The following is a 19,837-nucleotide window of genomic DNA, read 5'->3' as shown; positions in this document are numbered from 1 at the left end:
GCTCGCGCGCCGGCACCGCAGCCACGCGGAGCGACCGCAGGTCGTGAGCATGGCGAGGCGCCACGGCTTAGCCATGACGGCGGGTTCTGGTCCGCCTCTCTCCTCTCATCTCCCCTCTGTCAGCTTCACCTCACTCCGACACCACTGTACGCGGCCCAATAAACAGACCCGCACATGCTCAATGAAGTCGTGATGCAACGTTGCATCACGCAGTTTCTATGAAACCGCCTCTTCGGAAAGGGTTTGACGTCGCCATCTCTATGTGCTTCGTATATGTTGATGGTTGAGTGTTGATCGTCAACAGTCACCAAACGGGGACCATAGTCGATGTCGTTCAAAGAGATGAGGGAAAAGCTTGGCTTTTCGCAGAGCCAACTCAAAGAGACGTTGAACCTCCGTCTAGGACGAAGCTACGATCGGCATACCATCTCGCGCTGGGAGAACGGCAAACAGCCTATTCCTCCCGAAATCATGGACGAGATGCGGCAGCTTGCTAACAACGAGAAGCGACAAACCACAGTTATAACTTTCGCCAATCAAAAAGGTGGGGTCGGCAAAACCACCAGTGCGCTGAATATTGCTGTGGCGCTAGGTAAAATGGGTTATCGCGTTCTACTCGTCGATGTTGACCCACAAGCGAGTGCGACTTCTGCTCTATTAGGCATGCATATTGTCGACCTCTACCGCCGAGGGGCGACTTTGGCGCACGCTTTGCTCAAGGATGCTTCTCTCATCGACTGCATCGTGAAAAAAGGAACGATTGAAGGGACAGATATTAATCTCCCTATCGATTTTTGCCCGAGCCATATCGATCTAGCCGAAGTGGATATTCGTCGCGAACCTGGAACAGAAGGGCTGCTAAAAGATGCCTTGGCGACAGTCGCCGACTCTTATGAGTTTATAATTGTCGACTCACCGCCGCATCTCGGCTTCCTCACATGGATGGCACTTGCCGCATCCAATACCGTGTTCGTTCCCGTCCGCACGGAGCCCTATGATGTGATGGGCGTGAACCTTATCCTCGATACGATCGCGAAAGTTCATCGCAGGAGCAATCCTCGCCTAAAATTGGGCGGCATCATTCCAACACAGTATTCGCAAAGCCAGTACGTCGATGTCGGTATCGTAGAGCACTTGATCAACGTCATGGGAACGAGGGCGCCGGTGTTAGAGCCCGTGCCAGCTAGCACGTCATTTAGCAATGCGGCATGGGCATCTAGGATACCAGTAGAGGTTAGTCCTCGCTCAAATGCAGTTCGGGTCTATCTGCGCCTCGCCGAAGCGATAGCAGGGCGCCGCGACTTCGTTTCCGCAACAGACGCTTCTGCGGCTGCTAACAATGAGGAGGAAGTTTAATGAAACGTCCATTCAAGGAACGACCGCAATCGATCTTCTCGCGGAATCATGCAGAGACTATGGCGAAAATAGACGCACCATTCCTTGGCGAAGGAAAATTCAAACACAGCTTTGAGGTACAAATAGGCGAGGTCGCGCCTGACCCCGATCAACCAAGACGTCACATCGACCCAAGTCAAATATCTGAACTTGCGTCTTCCTTGAAGGCATACGGGCAATTACAACCAATACTCGTACGCGAGGATCCCAGCGATCGAACGCACTGGATCATCGTCGCAGGGGAAAGACGTTGGCGCGCCGCGCAAGAAGCCGGCTGGACCAGCATACTTGCTATCCCGCACACGGGCGATGCGCGCTCCGCCGCGCTGGTGGAGAACCTCTTGCGTGTCGACCTCCAACCGGCGGAGGAAGCGCAAGCGCTCGCCAACCTCATTGAACACAATGGGTGGACTCAGCGACAAGCGGCAACAGAGATGGGGATGGATCAGGCCCGCATCAGTCGTTGTCTGCAGATACTATCACTCCCTGCCGAATTCCTCGACGATGCAGGTCGAGCCGGAGTTCCGATGAACGTTCTAGTCGGCATCGCTCGTGAAAAGGCCCCCGATCGTCGAAAAAATTTGATGGATCGGGCATTGAGCGGAGACTTAACTGTAGCCGCGCTCAACACACCACATTCGACGCATGCAGATGACCAGAAGGCTAAAAAGCCCGTTAGCTCAAAGGGCAGCCCGGTTGAAAGGTTCCCAAAGCTGGTAGACCAGATCCGCAAAGAGACTGCCAATCTCAGTGAAGCTGATTGCGGAACGTTAAAGCAGGTGATTTCTGATCTGCAAGCCATTCTGAGATCCCGAGGATGATGCAACGTTGCATCAGGCCGCTCAGAACCTGCTCCGGCCCGGATTACGTGCTTTCACATTCGCCTCGTCAATATAGGTCTCGACAACCTGGAGGCTCTTGTGCCGCGAGAAACGCTTGAGCTCGAGCAGGTCGTATCCATCCTGGGCACCGGTGTTGATCGCACCGCGCCGCAGGCTGTGACCTGAAAAATCACCTTCCAGACCGGCTGCGAAGCATCGCTTGCGAATGATGTCCGCAATCGCTCGGTCGGAAAGCGCGTCCTCGCCGATCTTAGGCAGGGCAGGGGAGGGCATGCCGGCATTGACCTGGGCAGGTAGCCAGACCCTGCGAAACACTGGCCCCTCTTTGATACCCGCAACACGGAACCAGGCGGTAAGCGCGAGGATAGGGCAGTGACGGGTTATACCGGAGGGGATGCCGATCAGCTCGCCTTTCCGCGCCTTGTCGCCCTTCGAATGCCGTAGACGAACGATCAAGCCATCCTCGGAAAATGTCAGGTCGGACACAAGCAACCCTGACAGCTCGGAACGGCGAAACGCTCCGGCAAAACCCAAAAGTAGGATGGCCCGGTCTCTGCGAGAGGTCGGATCCAGACCGGGTATCGCGTCAACTGCCTCCGTCAATGACTCCCAGGTAAGAGCCGTTTTCTGCTCTGGCTGCGGATTGATTGCATTGCGCCGAATACCTGCAAGAGCCCCTGAGACCAGGGGATGGCTGGTAGGAATGGCGATCTGCGCCAAGTGATGCAGATAGCGCAGGGCCGCACGGTGGATATCAATCGTGGACACCTTGCGCGCACGCAGGGCCATATCAGAGAGATAGGCAGCAACGTCATCACTGCGTGCGGGTAGGGCAGGGAGGTTGTGGTCGCTCGCCCAACGGCACCACCCACGCACCGCCGAACGATAAGTGCGCAGCGTGTTGCCTGACTTAGCTAACTGGTTGAACACCTCGGCCGCATCCCGGGCCGTCTGCAGGGTACCATCATGCTCAGGCAAGACGATGGAAGAGACGTGCGAGAACCACGCCGAGACAGCGGCGGGCGGTTGGCCAATAGGGCAGGGGGGTAACTCGGCGAGCACCTTACCTGGCCTCGCGCCGCCTGCGTCCCCCAGCGCCCCAACGAAGCGAGGTACACCGCTCTCCACCTCAAGACACAGGGTTAGCTTGTGCTGTTTGGGGAGAGCGCCGACCAGCCTTTGTAGCGCTGCAAGAGCCTGAGCGCTCGTTTCAGCCGGCTCCGCAATCGGTGTGTCGGCAGCAAAATCGCCATTCGGCAATTGGCCGCCGGCCAGGATCACTGGAAGGGGAGGGGTGAACACTGCCTCGCATAAGATCGCGGTCGCGTTGCGCAGCTCTGCGTCCCCGATGAGACCAACCGCTGCGCCATTTAGGCGATCGAAAACGGCTTGGCGGCCCGCCGATCGGCTCCCAAACAGCCTTACCTCATCAATCATCGATGCATCGCCCAGTCAAACCTTCTTTCCCAGTCGACTTACCATGTACATTTGGCAGCGGGAACACCGTTGTAGCGACTATACGGGTTGTATCGGAAGGTAGGGTAGTACTCACTTCGCCACATGCTCACCGTATAAAAGTCCTCGATACCATCATCAGTCCGACCCTGCGGCGAGGGATATGGGTTATCCAGTATATTTTCGCGACAACTCTATAAACATCCCCCTCGAACCCAGGCTCAGGACTCAAAGCCAGAACATGACGGTAGCGGCGAGGCAGATGGCTGAGAAAAAGACGGCCAGGCATCTGTTGTCGCATGTGGCGACGCGCCTCCAGTCTTTGAGCCGGCCGAACATGATCTCGATACGATTGCGGCGCCGGTATTTGCGTTTGTCGTAGCTCACGGGCGTCGTGCGGGATCTCCGGCCTGGAATGCAGGGTCTGATCCCTTTTTCCTCCAGCCCGTTCCTGAACCAGTCGGCATCATAACCACGATCAGCCAGAAGCCACTTTGCAGCGGGCAAATCGTCCAGCAGGGCAGCGGCCCCGGTGTAATCGCTGATTTGGCCTACCGTCATTAAGAACCTGATCGGGCGGCCATTCCTGTCTGTCACCGCATGCAGTTTCGTGTTCATGCCGCCTTTGGTCCGCCCGATCAGGCGGCCTGGGCCCCCTTTTTTTATCTGTAGGCTGGAAGCCGTGCGGTGCGCCTTCAGGTAGGCCGCGTCCATCATGATCGTCTGGTGATCCAATCTGCCGGCCGCCAGACCATCCATCATCCGGGCAAAGATCCCCATGGCGCCCCAACGTTTCCAACGATTATAGAGCGTTTTGTGCGAGCCATACTCTCGCGGAGCATCCCGCCAGCGCAGGCCGTTGCGGTTCACGAAGATGATCCTTCTCAGTACACGCCGGTCATCAACACGCGGTCTGCCATGGCTCCTCGGGAAAGACGGCTCCAGACGCGCCCTCTGCTCGTCCGTCAGCCAATACAGGTCGCTCATCTTCAGTCCCCTCAAGGAGCCTGAATCAAATTTGCCCACTCAAATCAATGGGTCCCGAGCTTAAGTTTGTCATGGCTCTCAGGAGAGAACGGCCGTAGACTCTCCATCTGTTCGTCCGTCAGCGAAAAATGATGATTTATCTTTAGGCTTCTTACAGCGCCAGTATGGGATTTCCACAACTAGACCAATGTGTCCTGCACCAAGGAGCACAAGCCTCAGCGCCGCTTCCAAAGGTAGCGGACCGGGTGTTTTTGGGCACAATCGTGCTTTCTATGGACGCGATAGACATCGTCCGTCGCACACTTTTTACCTAAGAGGTTCTTTCGATGTAGACCTCTCCGAACATTGTTCTTGTCTGCCTGCGCTGGGAGGACGGAAGTGATGTATCGTTACCCATTTTCGGTATCTGGGTATATTCGGGTATTTGCGACAGGATTTTTGAATCGTATGAGTTATAAATTATTTGTTTAATAATCGTTGAATATTGCGAAATAAAGCAAGTTACTGAAGAATATTTTAATGCCCAAGGTTATAAACACATACAACGTTTGTGACGAAATAATTGATCTGTTGCGGAGAAACATGCGTTCGTCCTCGATATCTCTCATAGCTAACCATTTTTTACCTGATCTGACAATGCAGGCCTCGGGGGGAACGAAAGTTGTCTCGATAATTGATGGCGATACTCCCGGCTCGACAAGAAATATATTGGATTTTATTTGCTCAACCGAGTGGCCGGTAATAATTCTTTCTAAGAACTGTACTGTGAGATTGTCGACAAAGTACATTAGGGCGGGGGCATTGGATTACATCGACAGTGTGACCTGTCGGAATCATCTTGTCGCCAAATGCATGAACATATTTCGTCTCATGGATCGGACCTACATTGGTGATATTACAGATGATACAAATGAAGTATTATCTATTGATTATAGGAGGAGGATTATACACGGCCCTGGCGGAGACAGTATAGGTCTAACAGTTGCTGAGATTACTCTTCTCAGCTTACTAGTGAGGCATCGCGATCGGTGCATAACCCGAGATGAGCTACTATCTCAAAATATTACCGGAAATAACACAAATTACCATTCACTCAACGTGTTGATCGGCCGACTACGTACAAAACTTAGGAGTACAATGAGAGAGCAGATCATAGAGTCCGTCAGGGGATCTGGGTATATTATCAGAAAAGGGGCGAGGTTAGTTGCGATTACGGATTGATATTAGACTATCTCTTAGAGCCTGTTTGGAAACTGCCTCTGAGCCCGACAAATGGTCGGGTGGCCCATTTAGCTTTTGCGCAAATGCCCTGATTTCCGCTGTTTCGTGACCGTCAATTGCTCGGTGCAGCTACCAGGGGCCATCATCAGGGGACTTTCCGAACAGGCTCTTATGCATCAACGGATTCTGAAGAAGACAATATACTTTATTTACATAAACACATTATTCCACGCAATTGTAAGAATAATCTCGGAGAGTCCGTTATTTACGAGAAACTATACGACTACTTGCGCCGAGAAAATCGGCAGGTGTTTGTTTGATTGATTGAATCGGCGATTGAAGCGGGGTGCCGTTTTGCTGCCCCGAAGGCGCCAGATCGGCACCAAAAGTTTAGAGCGGATGACTGTTTTCGAAAATGGGCTGAAGTAACAGGATAATATCACAGAGGCCGTCAGCTGCGGACCGTGTTGCTGTTGTGTAACATATAAGCGCATTGTCAGGTCGAACACTGTGCAAAATACGGTAATGCTATTGCAATGAAATGATAGAAACCGCAGTCATGCCCGATCAAGTTCCCTCAATGATATTTTAATGGACGCCATTGATTTTCAGAGACGAGGTTGATTGCTGTTGAGCGCAGCGATCATACTCTGCCCCATCGTGACGAGTGTAGCTGCTCATGCGCAGACCGCTGCAGCGACCATCTATCATCACAAGTCGGCCTAGAGCGTTTTCCTTTCAATCTGGCTCATACCCAGCGGTGGTGAAGAAGTTTGCGCATTCTGCTGGAGTGAACAGATCGATCAGCGTGCCGATCCTGTCCCACAGGGCGTCGCAAGTGCGTTCTGCGGCTTTACGGAGATGGGCTTTGAGTTCGGAGAAGGCCTTCTCAATTCGATTGAAGTCCGGGCTGTAGGGCGGGAGATAGCGCACGGTGGCACCTGCTGCTTCGATCGCGGCCTGAACGCCAGGGCCTTTATGAGAGCCGAGATTGTCCATGATGACAATGTTGCCTAATCGCAGATCGGGTGCCAGCACGCGATCGACATAGGTCTGGAAGCTGCGGCCATTGATCGGACCATCCAGCACTATGAGCGCTACGATGCCGGTCAGCCGTAACCCCGCAACGAATGTCGTCGTTTTCCAGTGACCATGTGGCACGGCAGAACGCAGCCTCTGGCCGCGCAGACACCGCCCATAACGGCGCGCCATATTGGTGGAAGCCCAGGTCTCATCAATGAAGACCAGCCGTTCCGGATCGAGATCGGGCTGGACATCGAACCAATCCTGTCGTCGTGTCAGGATATCGGCGCGATCCTGCTCCGCCGCGTGAACGGTCTTTTTTTCCATGTGATCTTATGAAGCGCGGAGAAACGCCACAGCGTGCCAATTGCGAAGTGATGGCCGTCCTCGGCCAGTCGGGCGCGGATTTCAGACAGGGTCAGATCGTCCCTCTGTGCGATCAGCGCATGAATACGTTCCGCCTGCGCCTCAATCCGGTGAGACAGACGATCCCCGCCGCGGTGGCTGGCAGCAGGACTGCCGGTCGTGGCGGCAAGAGCGCACCAGAAAACCGCACTTGCCGGGCTGACGCCAAACCGTTCAGCTGCCTGACGACGCGACAAACCATTCGAAACGACCGCGACAACACGTTCGCGGAGATCCAGAGTCAATGTGCGTGATGACCTCCACAACCGGCCTCCATCCCGGCCGTGATCTTGGATCAGATCACCACCATTGTAGGAATCCCCAGCGATTCAATCAGGACAGAAAACGCTCTAGATGTTTGGTCCCGGGGTTTGAAGGTGAAATCTTTTCATTCGAATGGAAGGAGGCATTATGGGCTAGATACACCACGGGAGCGCCACGACGACAGCGGCAATCCGTCGAGCGATACAACATAGTCAAGAGAGCCTGAGGGCTCTGGCCCAGCGTTACGGCATCAATCAGAAGACGGTCGCAAAGTGGAGGAAGCGGTCGGACGTTTTGGATCGCCCAACGGGACCGCGCTCTGTATCTTCATCGATGCTGTCGATCGAAGAAGAAGCGTAACCGACCGCTCGGGGCCGCGGTGTTCAGGCGGCGTGCTTCTAAGCGGCAGCGAGCGGTTGCCAGTTCCAGGGCAGGAGTTCGTCGAGGCGGTTGATCCTGTTCTCATTGATGCAAGCGATCATGTCGGCGCGATAGTCTTGGGGATTCAGACCAGCGAGCTTGGCGCTTTCGATCAGGGTCATGGCGCCGGCGTCCGAGCTGGTGAACAGGTAGTTCTTCAGGCCGATGCAGACCGGGCGCACGGCGCGTTCGGCGGCGTTGTTGTCGATCGCGACCCGTCCATCCTCGAGGAACAGCGTAAAGACGGCCCAGCGATTGAGGGCGTAGCGAATGGCCCTGGCCAGCACGCCCTTGGCGGGGATCCGCGCGAGCTGCCTCTCGCACCAAGCCTGGAACGCCACAACACGCGATCGGCTCTCGGCGTTCCGGATCGCAAGGCGTTGTTCGGGTGACTTGCCGTTGATAGCGCGCTCGACGTCGTAGAGCGCCCCGATCCGGTCAAGTGCTTCTTTGGCCAGGGCCGAGCCGCTGCCCTGCCAGACATCGTGGAAGTCCCGCCGCAAATAGGCCCAGAGCGCGGCTTCGCGCACGCGGGCGACGCCGCTGGCATCGGGCTAGTAAAACGCCCGGAACTCGCCATAGACGTCAGCCTGCAAAATGCCGGGGAATTTCGCCAGATGGGTCTGCGGGTTGATCCCGCGCCGATCGCGCGAGAACCAGTAGGCAATGACCGGTCGATCGGATCCGCCCCAGGGTCGCGGATCGCGCACATAGGTCCAGATCCGCCCTTCCTTTACGCCACGCTTCTTGCCGATCTGCCGCGCCGTTTCGATCACCTTGAGTCGGGCCGTGACCAGTTCGAGGATCTCGGCGACATCCTCGCCCACCAGGCGGAGTTGGCCACCACATTCGGCACCGGTTTCTCCGGGGTCGAGCACGATGCGCTCGCGGGATACGCTGTCGGACACACACAGCTTGCCGCGTTGGGGTTTCGTCTCCGGCATCGCATCGATGTCCAGTAAGGCCACGGGATCATCGGAAAGGTCCGGCGCTGCCATGGCGGTCTCGAGGCGAGACGGCTCGGCTAGGGGTGGCTCCGTGACGGGTTCGGCCGGCAAAAAACAGACTTCCGACGGGGCTGGCACGGCTCGCCGACGTCGACGGAATCAGATGCACCACTGGAAAAGATGCTGCCGCGCGACGTCATGCCGCCGGGCCCCGTCGGCCATACTTGCCCCGTCAATCCCGACCTCCGCCAGAATCTGCAGCTTCTGTTCGTCCGTCCAGCGGCGGCGTCGCCCGACACCCGCCAGGATCTCCGCCCGCATCGTCATCACCCGCAAGAGCAACTTCAGTATTGACGCCAATAACAACGTCAACCTATCCGCAAGCGACATACCTCAGAAGGCGGCACCGAGCGGCCGGTCACCTTTGGGCTACTGATCCAAGATTTTGCAACAGAGCCTTCGTGAGAACTGTAACAAAGGCAATTACCGAACGATCGCGGGATCGAACGCAAGCGGCACGGTTTCGGGGAACGGGCGGCTGGGCCAGGACGAACGCTGCGTTGATCGCTCACCTATAGTGTGCCCTCCCGAACACGCTTAAAGGGGGTGATACATAAAACGGGCACAGATATACGCTCTCATGACCGTCATTTGGGGAATGTAGCTGCAGGAAGCCTACACCAGCCTGGCGTCTGATGTGACCAAAAACTGATGATAGACCTGACGGGTGTGCCGCGAGCCGTTCGACGACGATTGATCATGCTCTCATCCGCGGATTGGTCACCGCATTTCCCATTTCCATCGTGGGCCTTCCTCTCTCTAAGCACGGGCGTCGGCCGAAGCCTGCCCCACCGTACGCCGAGGGTTACCCACCTTGCCTGGTCTTCGCGGCACGCCCGTCAGGTCCAATGACCGAACGCGGGACTCTGCGTCAGGCAGGCTGCATGCGGCGCCCGATGTCCCAGATGAACCCGACCAGCTCTCGGGCGATCGCCGTGATTACTTTCGGCAGGGCTTTTCCGGTCGAGGCCAGCGACCGATAGCGCTGACACAGACGGACCTGCGCCTTCCAGGCGATGGCCCTGATATCCTCCGGCAGGCCTTCGATACGGGCCCGGTAGCGCCGCTCTTCGCGAGCTGGCAGACGATATGACCAGGCCGCTTCCACCAGCATCGCCCGCGCCTCACGGTTACCGGTCTTCGTGATCGCGCCGCGACGGGTGCGGGTGCCGCTGGACGCCTCGGATGGGACCAAACCGAGCCAGCCCATTAGCTCCTTTGGGGTATCGAAGCGCCCGAGGTCGCCGATTTCTGCGGCCAGGGTCGCCGCCACCACGAGCCCAACACCGCGCAGGGCCTGCAGCGCCTGCACCAGGGGCGCGAGTGACCAGTGGGGCATCGCCTCCACCAGCATGGCATCCAGACGATCGCAGCGCTGCTGCGCTTCCTCGACTATATTCGAAACACCGCCCTCAAAGACCGTCACGCGCACTGGGTTGAGAGACTAATACCAATTCTGACTGGCCCTGCCTCATATGTGATTTCCTGACGCTATCGTTTTGGAACGCGCTGTGATTCACAGGATGCTGCACTGGTTGGGAGGCATTTGAATGGGTAGGGCATTGGCGCTGCGTGAGGATTATGATGCGGCGGGCCTACGTGCGCTGTCTCGTGCGACCAGGCACGCGGGACAGGCAAGACGTCTTCTAGCGTTAGCGGCGATCTATGACGGCGCTTCACGAGGGGACGCGGCCCGGTTGGCTGGGACGGACCGGCAGATCGTGCGGGATTGGGTGGTACGGTATAATGCTGAGGGTCCAGAGGGTGTACGGGATCATCATGGCGGGGGTGTCGCGCCGCGGCTGACGCCGCCCATTCTTGAGGCCTTGATGCGCCGGATCGAGGATGGCCCGATCGCCGCCGTTCATGGGGTGGTACGCTGGCGACAGGCGGATCTGGGGCAATGGCTTTACGAGGAATTTGGGGTTTCTCTTTCGCGCAGCCGGCTGAGTGAGATCATCCGGGGCCTCGATTTCCGCCTTCTGACTGGACGTCCCCGGCATCACGCCCAGGCCCCCGAAACGCAGGACATTTTTAAAAAGACTTTCCTGCCGTCATGGCCGCAATCCGGGCACGGCACCCTGGCAAGGTCATTGAGCTCTGGTGAGGTGACGAGGCACGGGTCGGCCAGAAGATCAGGCTGACGCGACGCTGGGCAAGGCGCGGCACCCGCCCACGCATGCCTACCGATCAGCGCACCCGTTCGGTCTGGATTTTCAGCGCGATCTGCTCGGCCCTGGGCAAAGGAGCAGCTCTTGTTCTTCCCTGGTGCAACGTCCACGCCATGAACCGACATCTCGACGAAATCTCCCAGGCAGTGGCACCGGGCGCCCATGCCGACCTCATCGTCGATCAGGCCGCGTGGCACACCAGCCCGAAACTTTCCGCTCCCCCCAATATCACCATCCTGCCGCTTCCGCCACGATCGCCCGAGCTCAATCCAGTGGAGAACGTCTGGCAGTTCATGCGCAACACCTGGCTGTCAAACAGGATCTTTCGCACATACGACGACATCGTCGATATCTGCTGCCATGCAAGGAACCAACTCATCAACCAGCCAAGGCGCATCATGTCCCTCGGACTGCGACAATGGGCTCATGGATTCTGACAAACAGGAGTTGGTATTACAACCAAAGCCCATCAGTATAACAAATATTTAATATCGTGTCGTTTGACTGTTTACTAGTTCCGTGCAGACGTTAATGGTTCTGGCCTAAGCCACACGGTCCGTCAGACAAGAAACAATTAGATTTCAACTGTGCCTTATAAAGCCGGTATTTGGAGGCGATAGTGTCAATGGGAGAAGTTGTCCCGTGACGCAACGTTTCCAGTAGCGTCCCCTGGCTTTCCGGTCTTCACTGGATTGCTATCCATATAAGCGGACCCAAATTTAGTGAGGTCAGTTCCGGTGATCGGATCTTTACGCTCTGCCGATGTATCATCTGGGTCAGGGCCATGAGTAATCTCAACAGAAGGGGTATCTAGGTAGCCTAGTGGTGGCTGGTTTCGCTTGCCAGTAACGCGGTAGCTTTCAATTTTGTCCGTACCTAGATCAATCCACTTTTTTTTGTCGTGGTTTCGGGTATTATGTACTGGATCAGCAAATGATGAAGATACAGTGATCAGAACGAAAAGTGGAATAATATTATTACTATATCGCATTACCGCTCCACAAATGTGAGGGTGGCTTTTGGTATCTGATCCAGTTAACACCTTTGTTTGACGACAACTCTTACATTGCTGGATTAACCAAGTAAGAGTCATTTCTAATCCAAGTTGTAACGGAGATTCGTCTATCTGCGAAAATTTGAGATTTCATGTTAACTTCCGTTACTGAATGCAGTATCTTACTTGGGAATATAAGGGTTATTCCAGATTCGAATGGTATACTTATCTTTTTTTTCGCAATGGGAGAGTAGATAATGAAATCTCCTCCACTGAATTTTCTAACTCTATGCCCAACGAGGTGCACAACTGATATAAGTCTCGCGTTCATATGGTGATCACTACAGTCAGAATGGGGCTTGAGAAAACTTTTATCCCCATAGCTATTTATTTTATGCTCGTACCAAATTTTGGAAAAATCTTCAGGTTCCATTTTTAATCCCGAAAAATAGGCTTTAGTATTCTTCGCTATTTGTGGGACTAAAATCTCAGACACGATCGGTGCGTTTCTGTACACACTTGATAACTGCTGCGCGGTATCGACAAATTGCTCTGTGCCATCTGTGAATTGCCCAGGATGGAAGTTCGCCTCCGAGTTTGCAACGGAGTAAAACAGAGTTTCGCTCTCCGATTCCGACAGTAAGTCGTCTGACACCAAAAGATTATAGTCTGGATATGAATATGTGCCCATATCGATATTACTCCGAAGCAATATTTCTATCTTTATGACTGATAATGAATTCGGCTGTATCCCTCACATCAGACCAATCGGAAGAGTTATATACCTCGAATGATTGTTGTAATTGGGGCAATAATTCAAGTCCGTCCCGGAACCACTTGTCGATATAATGCGCGGTATATCTTATATGTCGAGCCTCATCGTCTAAGACCTTGGTTAACGCTTTGTTATATTTTCTTTGCACTTGCGTTTCTAGAAAGCGCAGCGGCTCTACATAGGCGCTAAGTGAGAAGTAAGTCCGAACCTCGGCTGCTAAGGTGTCGCAAATAAACCCAACTATATCGCCATCAAAAGAAGCTACAAAGGACTTTTCTTTTTCCAGTAGAAAATCGAAGTCATGCGTCGATGGATACTCGTTTATCTCGCTTAGGGCCTCGAAGATTTGGAAATGCTTATACTCATCCGCTGCATGATCGTGCATTTTAGTCCGCAGTTCCCCTGGCTTGAGCAACGACCCAATCTGGCCCAGCGTCCAAGCATTTGCCTTTTCGGCGACTGCATGTCGACGGAATTTATGAGATCGCAGCGCAGGATTAATTACAATCTCTTGGGCCAACGCCGTGCGCACTGGACCGGATGGGGCGAATCCCCTCTCGCTGATTTCACGAAGAGCGTTTGTGAAATCCTCCGATAGCGACATATTGCTCACAGCAATTACCAGATTATCGAGCACAATTCACCTCCCTTGCAGTGAGCTTCGCAAAATCTCACTTATCTCTAAAATTACTTCTCAAGATTCTCATTGCAATAACTTTTATGAAAAAGTAACGTTTATGAGGCAGTTTTTGCCGTAACGTCATTTTGATCATAGGGGTAGCGAAATGAATATCCTCGAACCTACCATCCAGTCAGTTAGACAAGAAACGCTCTCGGCTCACACGAGCTGCCTACCAGAAACTAAGCAATCCAAGCTTAAAGCGCGCTTGATCGAAGAACTGATCGACGACAAGCCAGCAGGAACGAGGAATGTCTGGGGAAGATGGTCTTGCCCATTCTGATTTGACCTAGAGAGTGCAGGTACGAAATCTTGTAGCCTGCACTCTTGTTTTTGGGGATACGAAAAATGGTTCTTCTTCCGAAACAGAAGGTCTTAGAAATAGGTATAAAGATTTCAGAAAGGTGCAATATAGACTGTACCTATTGTTATTACTATAAGATGGAAAACACTACATGGAAAGATAGACCCGCAACACTTAAGGGTGAAGCGCTAAACGATTTGGAGTCTTTGCTCGAGTTGTGTAATTCCGCTGAAGACTTAGATTGGGTCACCGTCATTCTTCACGGCGGGGAACCTCTCCTTTATAAAGAGGCTCCACTGTCTGAGTTATGCGAGTTAGTGAGCCGCACGCTCACAAAAAAGAAGTATCAAATCAGTCTTACAACCAATGCCGTTCTGATCAATGATCTTTGGATATCTATATTTGGCAGATACAATATTGCCGTAGCTATCTCGATGGACGGCCCCGCTGCTTATCATGATATGTACCGTGTAGATAAGAAGCAGAATGGGACCTATGAAGAGGTCTTGGCCGGAACGCAGAAAATGATCCTTGCGGCACGCCAGGGAAGGTGTCTGCCCCCTTCAGCCATTGCTGTTGTCAACGCTGAGTTCGACGGCGCAATCGTGTACAATCATCTCGTGAGCGTGGGATTCAAAACGGTCACCTTTATTTTGCCAGATGGTCTCTCTGGATCGTCGACCAGTGAGCGTGATCGTGGTCTCACTAATTATCTCATCGGCGCTTTCGGCGCTTGGTCGACTTTCAACAGAGCCACTCGCGCGAAGGTATCAAATTTTCAACGCATCATGGGGCGCGCTCTTCGGGAGATCGAAGGCAGCATTGCGGACCCTGTCGAGCATTTTGCTATTTCCATGGATAGCAGCGGCGGCATAGGGCTTTCCGATGTTTTAAAATCTGTTGCACCTAATGAATGGATTAGTACAAGGGTCGATGGAAAAAAAAGCATTTGGGAAATCCATGATTATCTAGTGGATCATTCTAGAATCACGGCTACTAAAGACGTAGAGAGATGTGCTCATTGCGATATATTCTCACTGTGTGGTGGTGGGGTGGCGGAGGAAAGGTATAATAAGGAAAATAGGTATAATAATCCTTCCGTACATTGTGGCGTCTACAAGAGGTTCATTCCCCACATCTTGAATGCTCTACAGTGAATGCGTGATATCGTATATTTCGGCTGGCTTCCCAACTCCATCGAGGAAGTGCTGTGCAGATCGGATTGCAGAGTGCGCTTGCATGTGCCGCCCACATCTCCTCCGCCTGATACCATATTATCCCAGGAGAACTTGTTAGCGTCAGGTATTATCATTATTTCTTTCTGGTATAAGTATAAGATTCCTGAATATGCGGGAGTGATCATAGTCCTCAACATCCATCCTACCCTTCTTCCCGAAGGGCGGGGGAGATGGCCGATACCGAACCTACTCTACAACCCGTGCGCTATGGGTGGCGTCACAATCCACAAAGCGACCAGTTTATTCGACTCAGGCGACATTCTGATCCAAAAAAAAATCATAAAAGACGCATATGAAACGCAAGACACCTATCTTGCAAAATGCTTAATAACGGTGTCAGACCTTCTCGAGAAGGTTCTCGCAGATCCAGAGTATTATTGGAATTTCTCTACACCGCAATCCGAAATAAGTACTCCTATCACCGAAACACCCCGCTTCATCGATATTTCATGGTCAGGAATAGAAATAGAAAGATACGCTCGTGCATTTGGAAGGGGTACTACTTATCTGCATATAGGTGAGAGAAAAATCTTCTTGGATTTTCTCCTATTCAGTCGGTTTGATCATAGTGTTGCCCACGGCGTGATTATCGGCGAGAACGAGAGCACCATCTCTATCGCCCTTCGAGACGGTTTGATAGTCGTATATAAATGTGTCTTCGAACCCCAGCGCCTAATCCCCTAAAGGCGATCCACCTTGATCTGATTCGTGAGAGGAGGACCCATCCGTTCGGACAGTTTCGCGGACCCGAGAAGCTGTAGCTGGTAGTTTTTATGCCGCCTGTTTGACGGCGTTGCTGTTGGCCACTGGGTTCGGGGCTAATCCCGAACCCAGTGGCGTCAGTGCGTCCTGATATGCCTCGTCGGGCGATCGTCCCGCCAATGTCGAATGCGGCCGCTTCCCGCTGTAACGCGCTTACCCTAACTTGAATACGTTGCTAAGCTCGGGGCAGGATCATAACTCTTTATAAGGTGATGAGGATATGAGATTGTACTGTTACTTGAGGCTGTCATCGCTGATTTATATCACGAGTCTCGTGATGGCAGTGACCGCGGCCGCAATGCCCGTTCCTAAGTTCCCTGGTGCCCCCAACTTACTTGGAAAAGCAATTCTTGCTCCAGGAGCAGCTATCGAATCAGTCATGATCTCTCCGTTGTTCAATCGCCGCTTCATTTGCGCAGATCATCCTGAGGGCGAGGTAACAGAGCTGGGAGATGCTCTGGGCACGGACTGTTTGGTTTTAGGCGGGTTTGCTGATGAAGATTCAGGATATTTTAGGCTTTTTAAATCTGATGGAAAGCAGAATCCAGATTGGTACGGGTGGCATGCTCCCGTACTCTCCCCAATAACCGGTAAGGTGGTTGGGATATATAGCAATCCACTAACAAATACACCGGGGAATATGCAGCCTGCCTTGCCTAGTTTTATTGCCTTTAAGCGGCCTGATGATGTCGTCGTTGTGTATGCGCATGTCACAGATATTCGTGTCAAAGTCGGCGATCAAGTCACCGCAGGCCAGATCGTAGCTCTTGACGGTAATAACGGCTTTGCGAGAGCACCCCATATTCACGTTGGCGCATACCGTGGCGTTACGCCGTTGCAGATACGGTGGGACCAGAAAGCTGAAAAAAAAATATTTGCAAACCAGTGATGATGGTTCTCGCCTAGTCAATAGAATGCTCGAGAGATGGCGAGTTTCTCGAAGCCTGCCTAGATGCTTGGTCCAGGGGTTTGATGGTGCGGATTTTGCGTGGACCTTAATGGCTCGTGTTGCCATTACTGGCAAATGAATTCGTAGGGCGTGAGACCCCGAAGCGTTTTCAGCCGGCAGGCGAAATTGTAGGCTGCGACAAAGTCACCTAGATGCTGGCGGAGTTGGTATGAGTTGGTCGTTATTGACGTCAATACTGAAGTTGCTCTTGCGGGTGATGACGATGCGGGCGGAGATCCTGGTTGGTTTCGGGCGACGACGCCGCTGGACGGACGAACAGAAGCTACAGATCCTGGCAGAGGTCGGGATTGACGGGGCGAGTGTGGCCGACGTAGCCCAGCGGCATGACGTCGCGCGGCAGCATCTTTTTCAGTGGCGCACCTGGTTCCGTCGACGTCGGCGAGCCGTGCCAGCCCCGTCGGAAGTCTGTTTTCTGTCGGCCGAACCCGTCACGGAGCCACCCCCAGCCCAGCCGTCTAGTCGGTGCTGTCACGTTAACTGCGACGTGATAGAACTTGACGTACTCCTCTTTTGTATCTGCTCAAAAGGAGAGTTCCCTGCTTTTATGGGCTGATTGTGATGTGATGGCAACGCTTCTGGGGCATGCCCCCAGGAGCGTTGCCCGGCGATCTGATCGGGCGTCTTGCCACCGAGCTGCGAGTGTGGGCGCACGGTGTTGTAGTCGTGCTGCCAGGCAGCAAGAACCTCCCGGGCGTGTGCCAGCAATGTGAACAGGGTTTCGTTGAGGCATTCGTCCCGTAACCTGCCGTTGACGCTTTCGACGAAGCCGTTCTCTTGAGGCTTTCCAAGCGCTATGTAGTGCCATTCGATCCCTGTCGTCTCGGTCAATTTCAGAATGGCATGTGACGTGAACTCCGTCCCGTTGTCGCTGACAATCATGAGGGGTTTGCCATGACGCTTGATCAGCACAGCCAATTCCCGCGCGACCCGTCCACCGGACAAGGACGTATCGGCCCCAGACAGAGGCATTCCCGGCTGAAATCATCGATGAAAGCCGGAATGCGGAACCGACGACCGCAGATCAGAGCATCTGTAACAAAATCCAGGTTCCAGCGCTGACCGGTGGCCTGTGGAAGCGTCATCGACACCCGCGTCCCCGGTGCCCGTTTCCGACCGCCTCTTGCACTGACTTTCAGGCCTTCTTCCCGATAGATCCACAACAGTTTCTTGAGGTTGCGAGCAAGGCCATCCCGCGCCAGAAGATAACCCAGCCGGCGATAGCCAAACCGGCCACGCTCGGCCGCCAGTTCGCGCAGAAGTCGGCGCAGGTCCGCATCTTCAGGCCGCGTAGAGGCATAGCGAAAAACGCGGCGAGCCACGCCCACCAGTCCGCACGCACGTCGCTCGCTCAGGGCGAAACCTTCCCGGATGTGTCGGAGCGCCTGCCGTTTGTCGGCAGGTGTCGCCACTTTTCTTCTACGATTTCCTTCAGCGTCGTGTTGTCCAGCATGGCATCCGCCAGCAACCGCTTGAGGCGACCATTCTCATCCTCCAGCGTCCTGCGCCGTTTTGCCTCGGAAACCTCAAGCCCGCCGTAACGGGTCTTCCATTTGTAAAACGTCGCATCGCTGATGCCATGCTTACGGCACAGATCCGCAACCTTCTGACCCGCTTTCCGCTCCTTCAGAATGCCTATGATCTGCTCTTCCAAAAATCGACTGCGCTTCATTCGTCCGTATCCTTCTCGATCGGACTCTACTTCAAAACGGTCACATTCACGTGGAAAGCGGTGCCGTTTGTAGTTCACAGAAGTCGCGCTCATCACGGAGTTCTATCACGCCGCAGTTAATGTGACAGCACCTCTTCAGTCTCCTTGCACAGCCTGAATCAAAATTACTTACAAAATTCAATGGGTCCTGAGTCAAACAGGCCCTAGATAGCCCGGGGAGAAGATGGCATAGCGACCGTTTCAAATCGAGCTGCTACCGGTGTCGCTCAAGAGTTAGAACACTCTTGCCTAGATGTTTTCAACGAGCAGGCCTAATCGCTCTCTCACCCATCGCTGCACCGGATGCGTCGTAGTTCGGTCATGCCAAAGCAACGCTAGTTCGAAACCTGGCACACCGATCGGCGGATTGAGAACCTGCAGCCGCCCTCTTTCCTCACGGACAATTCGCGCTGGCACGACTGCGATCATATCAGAGTTCACGACGATCCGGGGAACGATAAGGAAGCCCGGGGTGGAGAGCACAACACGTCGTGAGCGGCCCATAGCTTCGAGAACAGTATCGGTGGGTCCGGCGAAGCCCCCCCCGTCGGGTGATACGATGATGTGATCAAGACAGCAAAACAGGTCGAGATCGATAGTGCCTTTGATATGAGGGTGCCCGTTTCGCGCGATTAGAACATATTCTTCACGACAAAACGCACGCATCCGCAACTGCCCTGGCACCACTTGCGGGCGGTCTATGGCGAGATCAACCACTCCGCGCTCCATCTGGCTGTGCAGGGCCGTGAGGTCGAGGTTAAGCCACGCAATACGAAGACCAGGCGCTTCGCGCCGTAAGATATGGACCAGTGGCAGGAGCAAAGCGCTTTGCGTGTAATCGCTGGCTGCAATACGGATGGTGCCCTTTGCGCGGGATGGATCAAATGCAGAGTCTGTTGCCACGACTTGGCGGACGGCTTCGAGTGCCACGTGTAAACGCGGCTGTAATTCCAGCGCATTCTGTGTCGGCACCATCCCGCGTTGCGTCGGAATTAGCAGCGGATCGTCGAAGATGTCGCGTAAGCGTGCCAAGCGCGTCGACAGTGCGGGCTGGCTCATATTCAATCGCCGAGCAGCACGGGTGACATTTCTCTCGGCCAGCAGCGTGTCGAGAGTAACAAGCAGATTAAAGTCGAGCCGGCTCGTATCCATGCCGTGGATACCAGCACATAGAATATTTGATTTCAAGAATGCCGAGCAGGCTCATAGATTCGAGG

At 54.0% G+C, this 19,837-nt stretch carries 16 protein-coding genes and 6 pseudogenes; 9 read left to right on the top strand and 13 right to left on the bottom strand.

The window, feature by feature from the left end:
• Nucleotides 1–327 precede the first annotated feature (327 nt).
• Both AA0535_RS11135 and AA0535_RS11130 read left to right on the top strand, forming a co-directional pair.
• A complete protein-coding gene (locus AA0535_RS11135) occupies nucleotides 328–1,356 on the top strand; it encodes an AAA family ATPase (protein ID WP_264816237.1) in 1,029 nt (342 codons plus the stop codon).
• A complete protein-coding gene (locus AA0535_RS11130; RefSeq protein ID WP_264816235.1) occupies nucleotides 1,356–2,216 on the top strand; it encodes a ParB/RepB/Spo0J family partition protein in 861 nt (286 codons plus the stop codon). The genes AA0535_RS11135 and AA0535_RS11130 overlap by 1 nt, the downstream gene beginning before the upstream one ends.
• Before the next feature lie 21 nt (nucleotides 2,217–2,237).
• On the opposite strand, the gene AA0535_RS11125 is transcribed toward AA0535_RS11130, so the two are convergent.
• Together AA0535_RS11125 and AA0535_RS11120 are read right to left on the bottom strand one after the other, a co-directional pair.
• Complete coding sequence (locus AA0535_RS11125) at nucleotides 2,238–3,539, bottom strand: tyrosine-type recombinase/integrase (RefSeq protein WP_264816232.1); 1,302 nt, start codon at nucleotides 3,537–3,539, stop codon at nucleotides 2,238–2,240.
• A 381-nt stretch (nucleotides 3,540–3,920) separates the two neighbouring features.
• A complete protein-coding gene (locus tag AA0535_RS11120; RefSeq protein ID WP_264816230.1) occupies nucleotides 3,921–4,679 on the bottom strand; it encodes an IS5 family transposase in 759 nt (252 codons plus the stop codon).
• 519 nt (nucleotides 4,680–5,198) lie between these two features.
• On the opposite strand from AA0535_RS11120, the gene AA0535_RS15815 reads away from it, so the two are divergent.
• Nucleotides 5,199–5,900, top strand: a complete 702-nt coding sequence (locus AA0535_RS15815) for a winged helix-turn-helix domain-containing protein (RefSeq protein WP_373319328.1) — start codon at nucleotides 5,199–5,201, stop codon at nucleotides 5,898–5,900.
• Between the two features lie 738 nt (nucleotides 5,901–6,638).
• Here the strand turns inward: AA0535_RS15815 and AA0535_RS11115 are convergent.
• Nucleotides 6,639–7,594 (bottom strand): IS630 family transposase gene (locus AA0535_RS11115; protein ID WP_373319327.1). Its coding sequence is split into 2 segments (ribosomal slippage): nucleotides 6,639–7,246 and nucleotides 7,246–7,594, totalling 957 coding nucleotides; the frame shifts between segments, so codons are not numbered across the junction.
• 154 nt (nucleotides 7,595–7,748) lie between these two features.
• Between AA0535_RS11115 and AA0535_RS11110 the strand changes: the two are divergent.
• Nucleotides 7,749–7,949 (top strand): annotated as a pseudogene (locus tag AA0535_RS11110) (IS481 family transposase); the annotation flags it as partial.
• 41 nt (nucleotides 7,950–7,990) lie between these two features.
• Here the strand turns inward: AA0535_RS11110 and tnpC are convergent.
• From tnpC to AA0535_RS11090, 3 genes and pseudogenes are all read right to left on the bottom strand, one after another.
• Nucleotides 7,991–9,022, bottom strand: a pseudogene (gene tnpC, locus AA0535_RS11100) (IS66 family transposase); the annotation flags it as partial.
• A 96-nt stretch (nucleotides 9,023–9,118) separates the two neighbouring features.
• Complete coding sequence (locus tag AA0535_RS11095) at nucleotides 9,119–9,286, bottom strand: transposase (RefSeq protein ID WP_264816284.1); 168 nt, start codon at nucleotides 9,284–9,286, stop codon at nucleotides 9,119–9,121.
• 604 nt (nucleotides 9,287–9,890) lie between these two features.
• Nucleotides 9,891–10,445: a transposase gene (locus tag AA0535_RS11090; protein WP_264816227.1), complete on the bottom strand. Its 555-nt coding sequence runs from the start codon at nucleotides 10,443–10,445 to the stop codon at nucleotides 9,891–9,893.
• A gap of 124 nt (nucleotides 10,446–10,569) precedes the next feature.
• On the opposite strand from AA0535_RS11090, the pseudogene AA0535_RS11085 reads away from it, so the two are divergent.
• A pseudogene (locus AA0535_RS11085) lies at nucleotides 10,570–11,627 on the top strand (IS630 family transposase).
• 185 nt (nucleotides 11,628–11,812) lie between these two features.
• On the opposite strand, the gene AA0535_RS11080 reads toward AA0535_RS11085, so the two are convergent.
• The 3 genes from AA0535_RS11080 to AA0535_RS11075 form a co-directional block, all read right to left on the bottom strand.
• Nucleotides 11,813–12,283: a hypothetical protein gene (locus AA0535_RS11080; RefSeq protein ID WP_264816224.1), complete on the bottom strand. Its 471-nt coding sequence runs from the start codon at nucleotides 12,281–12,283 to the stop codon at nucleotides 11,813–11,815.
• Nucleotides 12,252–12,617: a 2OG-Fe(II) oxygenase gene (locus AA0535_RS15810; protein ID WP_373319330.1), complete on the bottom strand. Its 366-nt coding sequence runs from the start codon at nucleotides 12,615–12,617 to the stop codon at nucleotides 12,252–12,254. Before AA0535_RS15810 ends, AA0535_RS11080 begins: the two co-directional genes overlap by 32 nt.
• A gap of 265 nt (nucleotides 12,618–12,882) precedes the next feature.
• Nucleotides 12,883–13,596: a hypothetical protein gene (locus tag AA0535_RS11075; RefSeq protein WP_264816222.1), complete on the bottom strand. Its 714-nt coding sequence runs from the start codon at nucleotides 13,594–13,596 to the stop codon at nucleotides 12,883–12,885.
• 390 nt (nucleotides 13,597–13,986) lie between these two features.
• Between AA0535_RS11075 and AA0535_RS11070 the strand changes: the two genes are divergently transcribed.
• Nucleotides 13,987–15,099, top strand: a complete 1,113-nt coding sequence (locus tag AA0535_RS11070) for a radical SAM protein (RefSeq protein ID WP_264816220.1) — start codon at nucleotides 13,987–13,989, stop codon at nucleotides 15,097–15,099.
• Nucleotides 15,100–15,864, top strand: coding sequence for a formyltransferase family protein (locus AA0535_RS11065; protein WP_264816217.1), 765 nt, complete (start codon nucleotides 15,100–15,102; stop codon nucleotides 15,862–15,864).
• Between the two features lie 87 nt (nucleotides 15,865–15,951).
• Here AA0535_RS11065 and AA0535_RS11060 read toward each other — a convergent pair.
• Nucleotides 15,952–16,089: pseudogene (locus AA0535_RS11060) on the bottom strand (IS3 family transposase); the annotation flags it as partial.
• Between the two features lie 130 nt (nucleotides 16,090–16,219).
• Between AA0535_RS11060 and AA0535_RS11055 the strand changes: the two are divergent.
• Entirely contained in the window at nucleotides 16,220–16,831 is a 612-nt protein-coding gene (locus tag AA0535_RS11055) for a M23 family metallopeptidase (RefSeq protein WP_264816216.1), read from the top strand.
• Between the two features lie 59 nt (nucleotides 16,832–16,890).
• Here the strand turns inward: AA0535_RS11055 and AA0535_RS11050 are convergent.
• Nucleotides 16,891–17,058 (bottom strand): annotated as a pseudogene (locus AA0535_RS11050) (IS481 family transposase); the annotation flags it as partial.
• A 2-nt stretch (nucleotides 17,059–17,060) separates the two neighbouring features.
• Between AA0535_RS11050 and AA0535_RS15805 the strand changes: the two are divergent.
• Nucleotides 17,061–17,465 carry a transposase gene (locus AA0535_RS15805; protein WP_373319326.1) on the top strand — a complete coding sequence of 135 codons (405 nt, stop codon included), beginning with the start codon at nucleotides 17,061–17,063 and terminating at the stop codon, nucleotides 17,463–17,465.
• On the opposite strand, the pseudogene AA0535_RS11045 reads toward AA0535_RS15805, so the two are convergent.
• Nucleotides 17,381–18,581, bottom strand: a pseudogene (locus AA0535_RS11045) (IS3 family transposase). The gene AA0535_RS15805 and the pseudogene AA0535_RS11045 sit on opposite strands and share 85 nt — an antisense overlap.
• A 288-nt stretch (nucleotides 18,582–18,869) precedes the next feature.
• The gene (locus AA0535_RS11040) at nucleotides 18,870–19,808 is read right to left on the bottom strand and encodes a LysR family transcriptional regulator (protein ID WP_264816213.1); all 939 of its coding nucleotides are present in this window, start codon (nucleotides 19,806–19,808) and stop codon (nucleotides 18,870–18,872) included.
• Nucleotides 19,809–19,837 lie beyond the last annotated feature (29 nt).

This window comes from Asaia krungthepensis NRIC 0535, assembly GCF_025995175.1.
Lineage (GTDB): Bacteria > Pseudomonadota > Alphaproteobacteria > Acetobacterales > Acetobacteraceae > Asaia > Asaia krungthepensis.
Note: the sequence above shows the minus strand (reverse complement) of the source record. Positions and strands in the feature narration are given on the sequence as shown.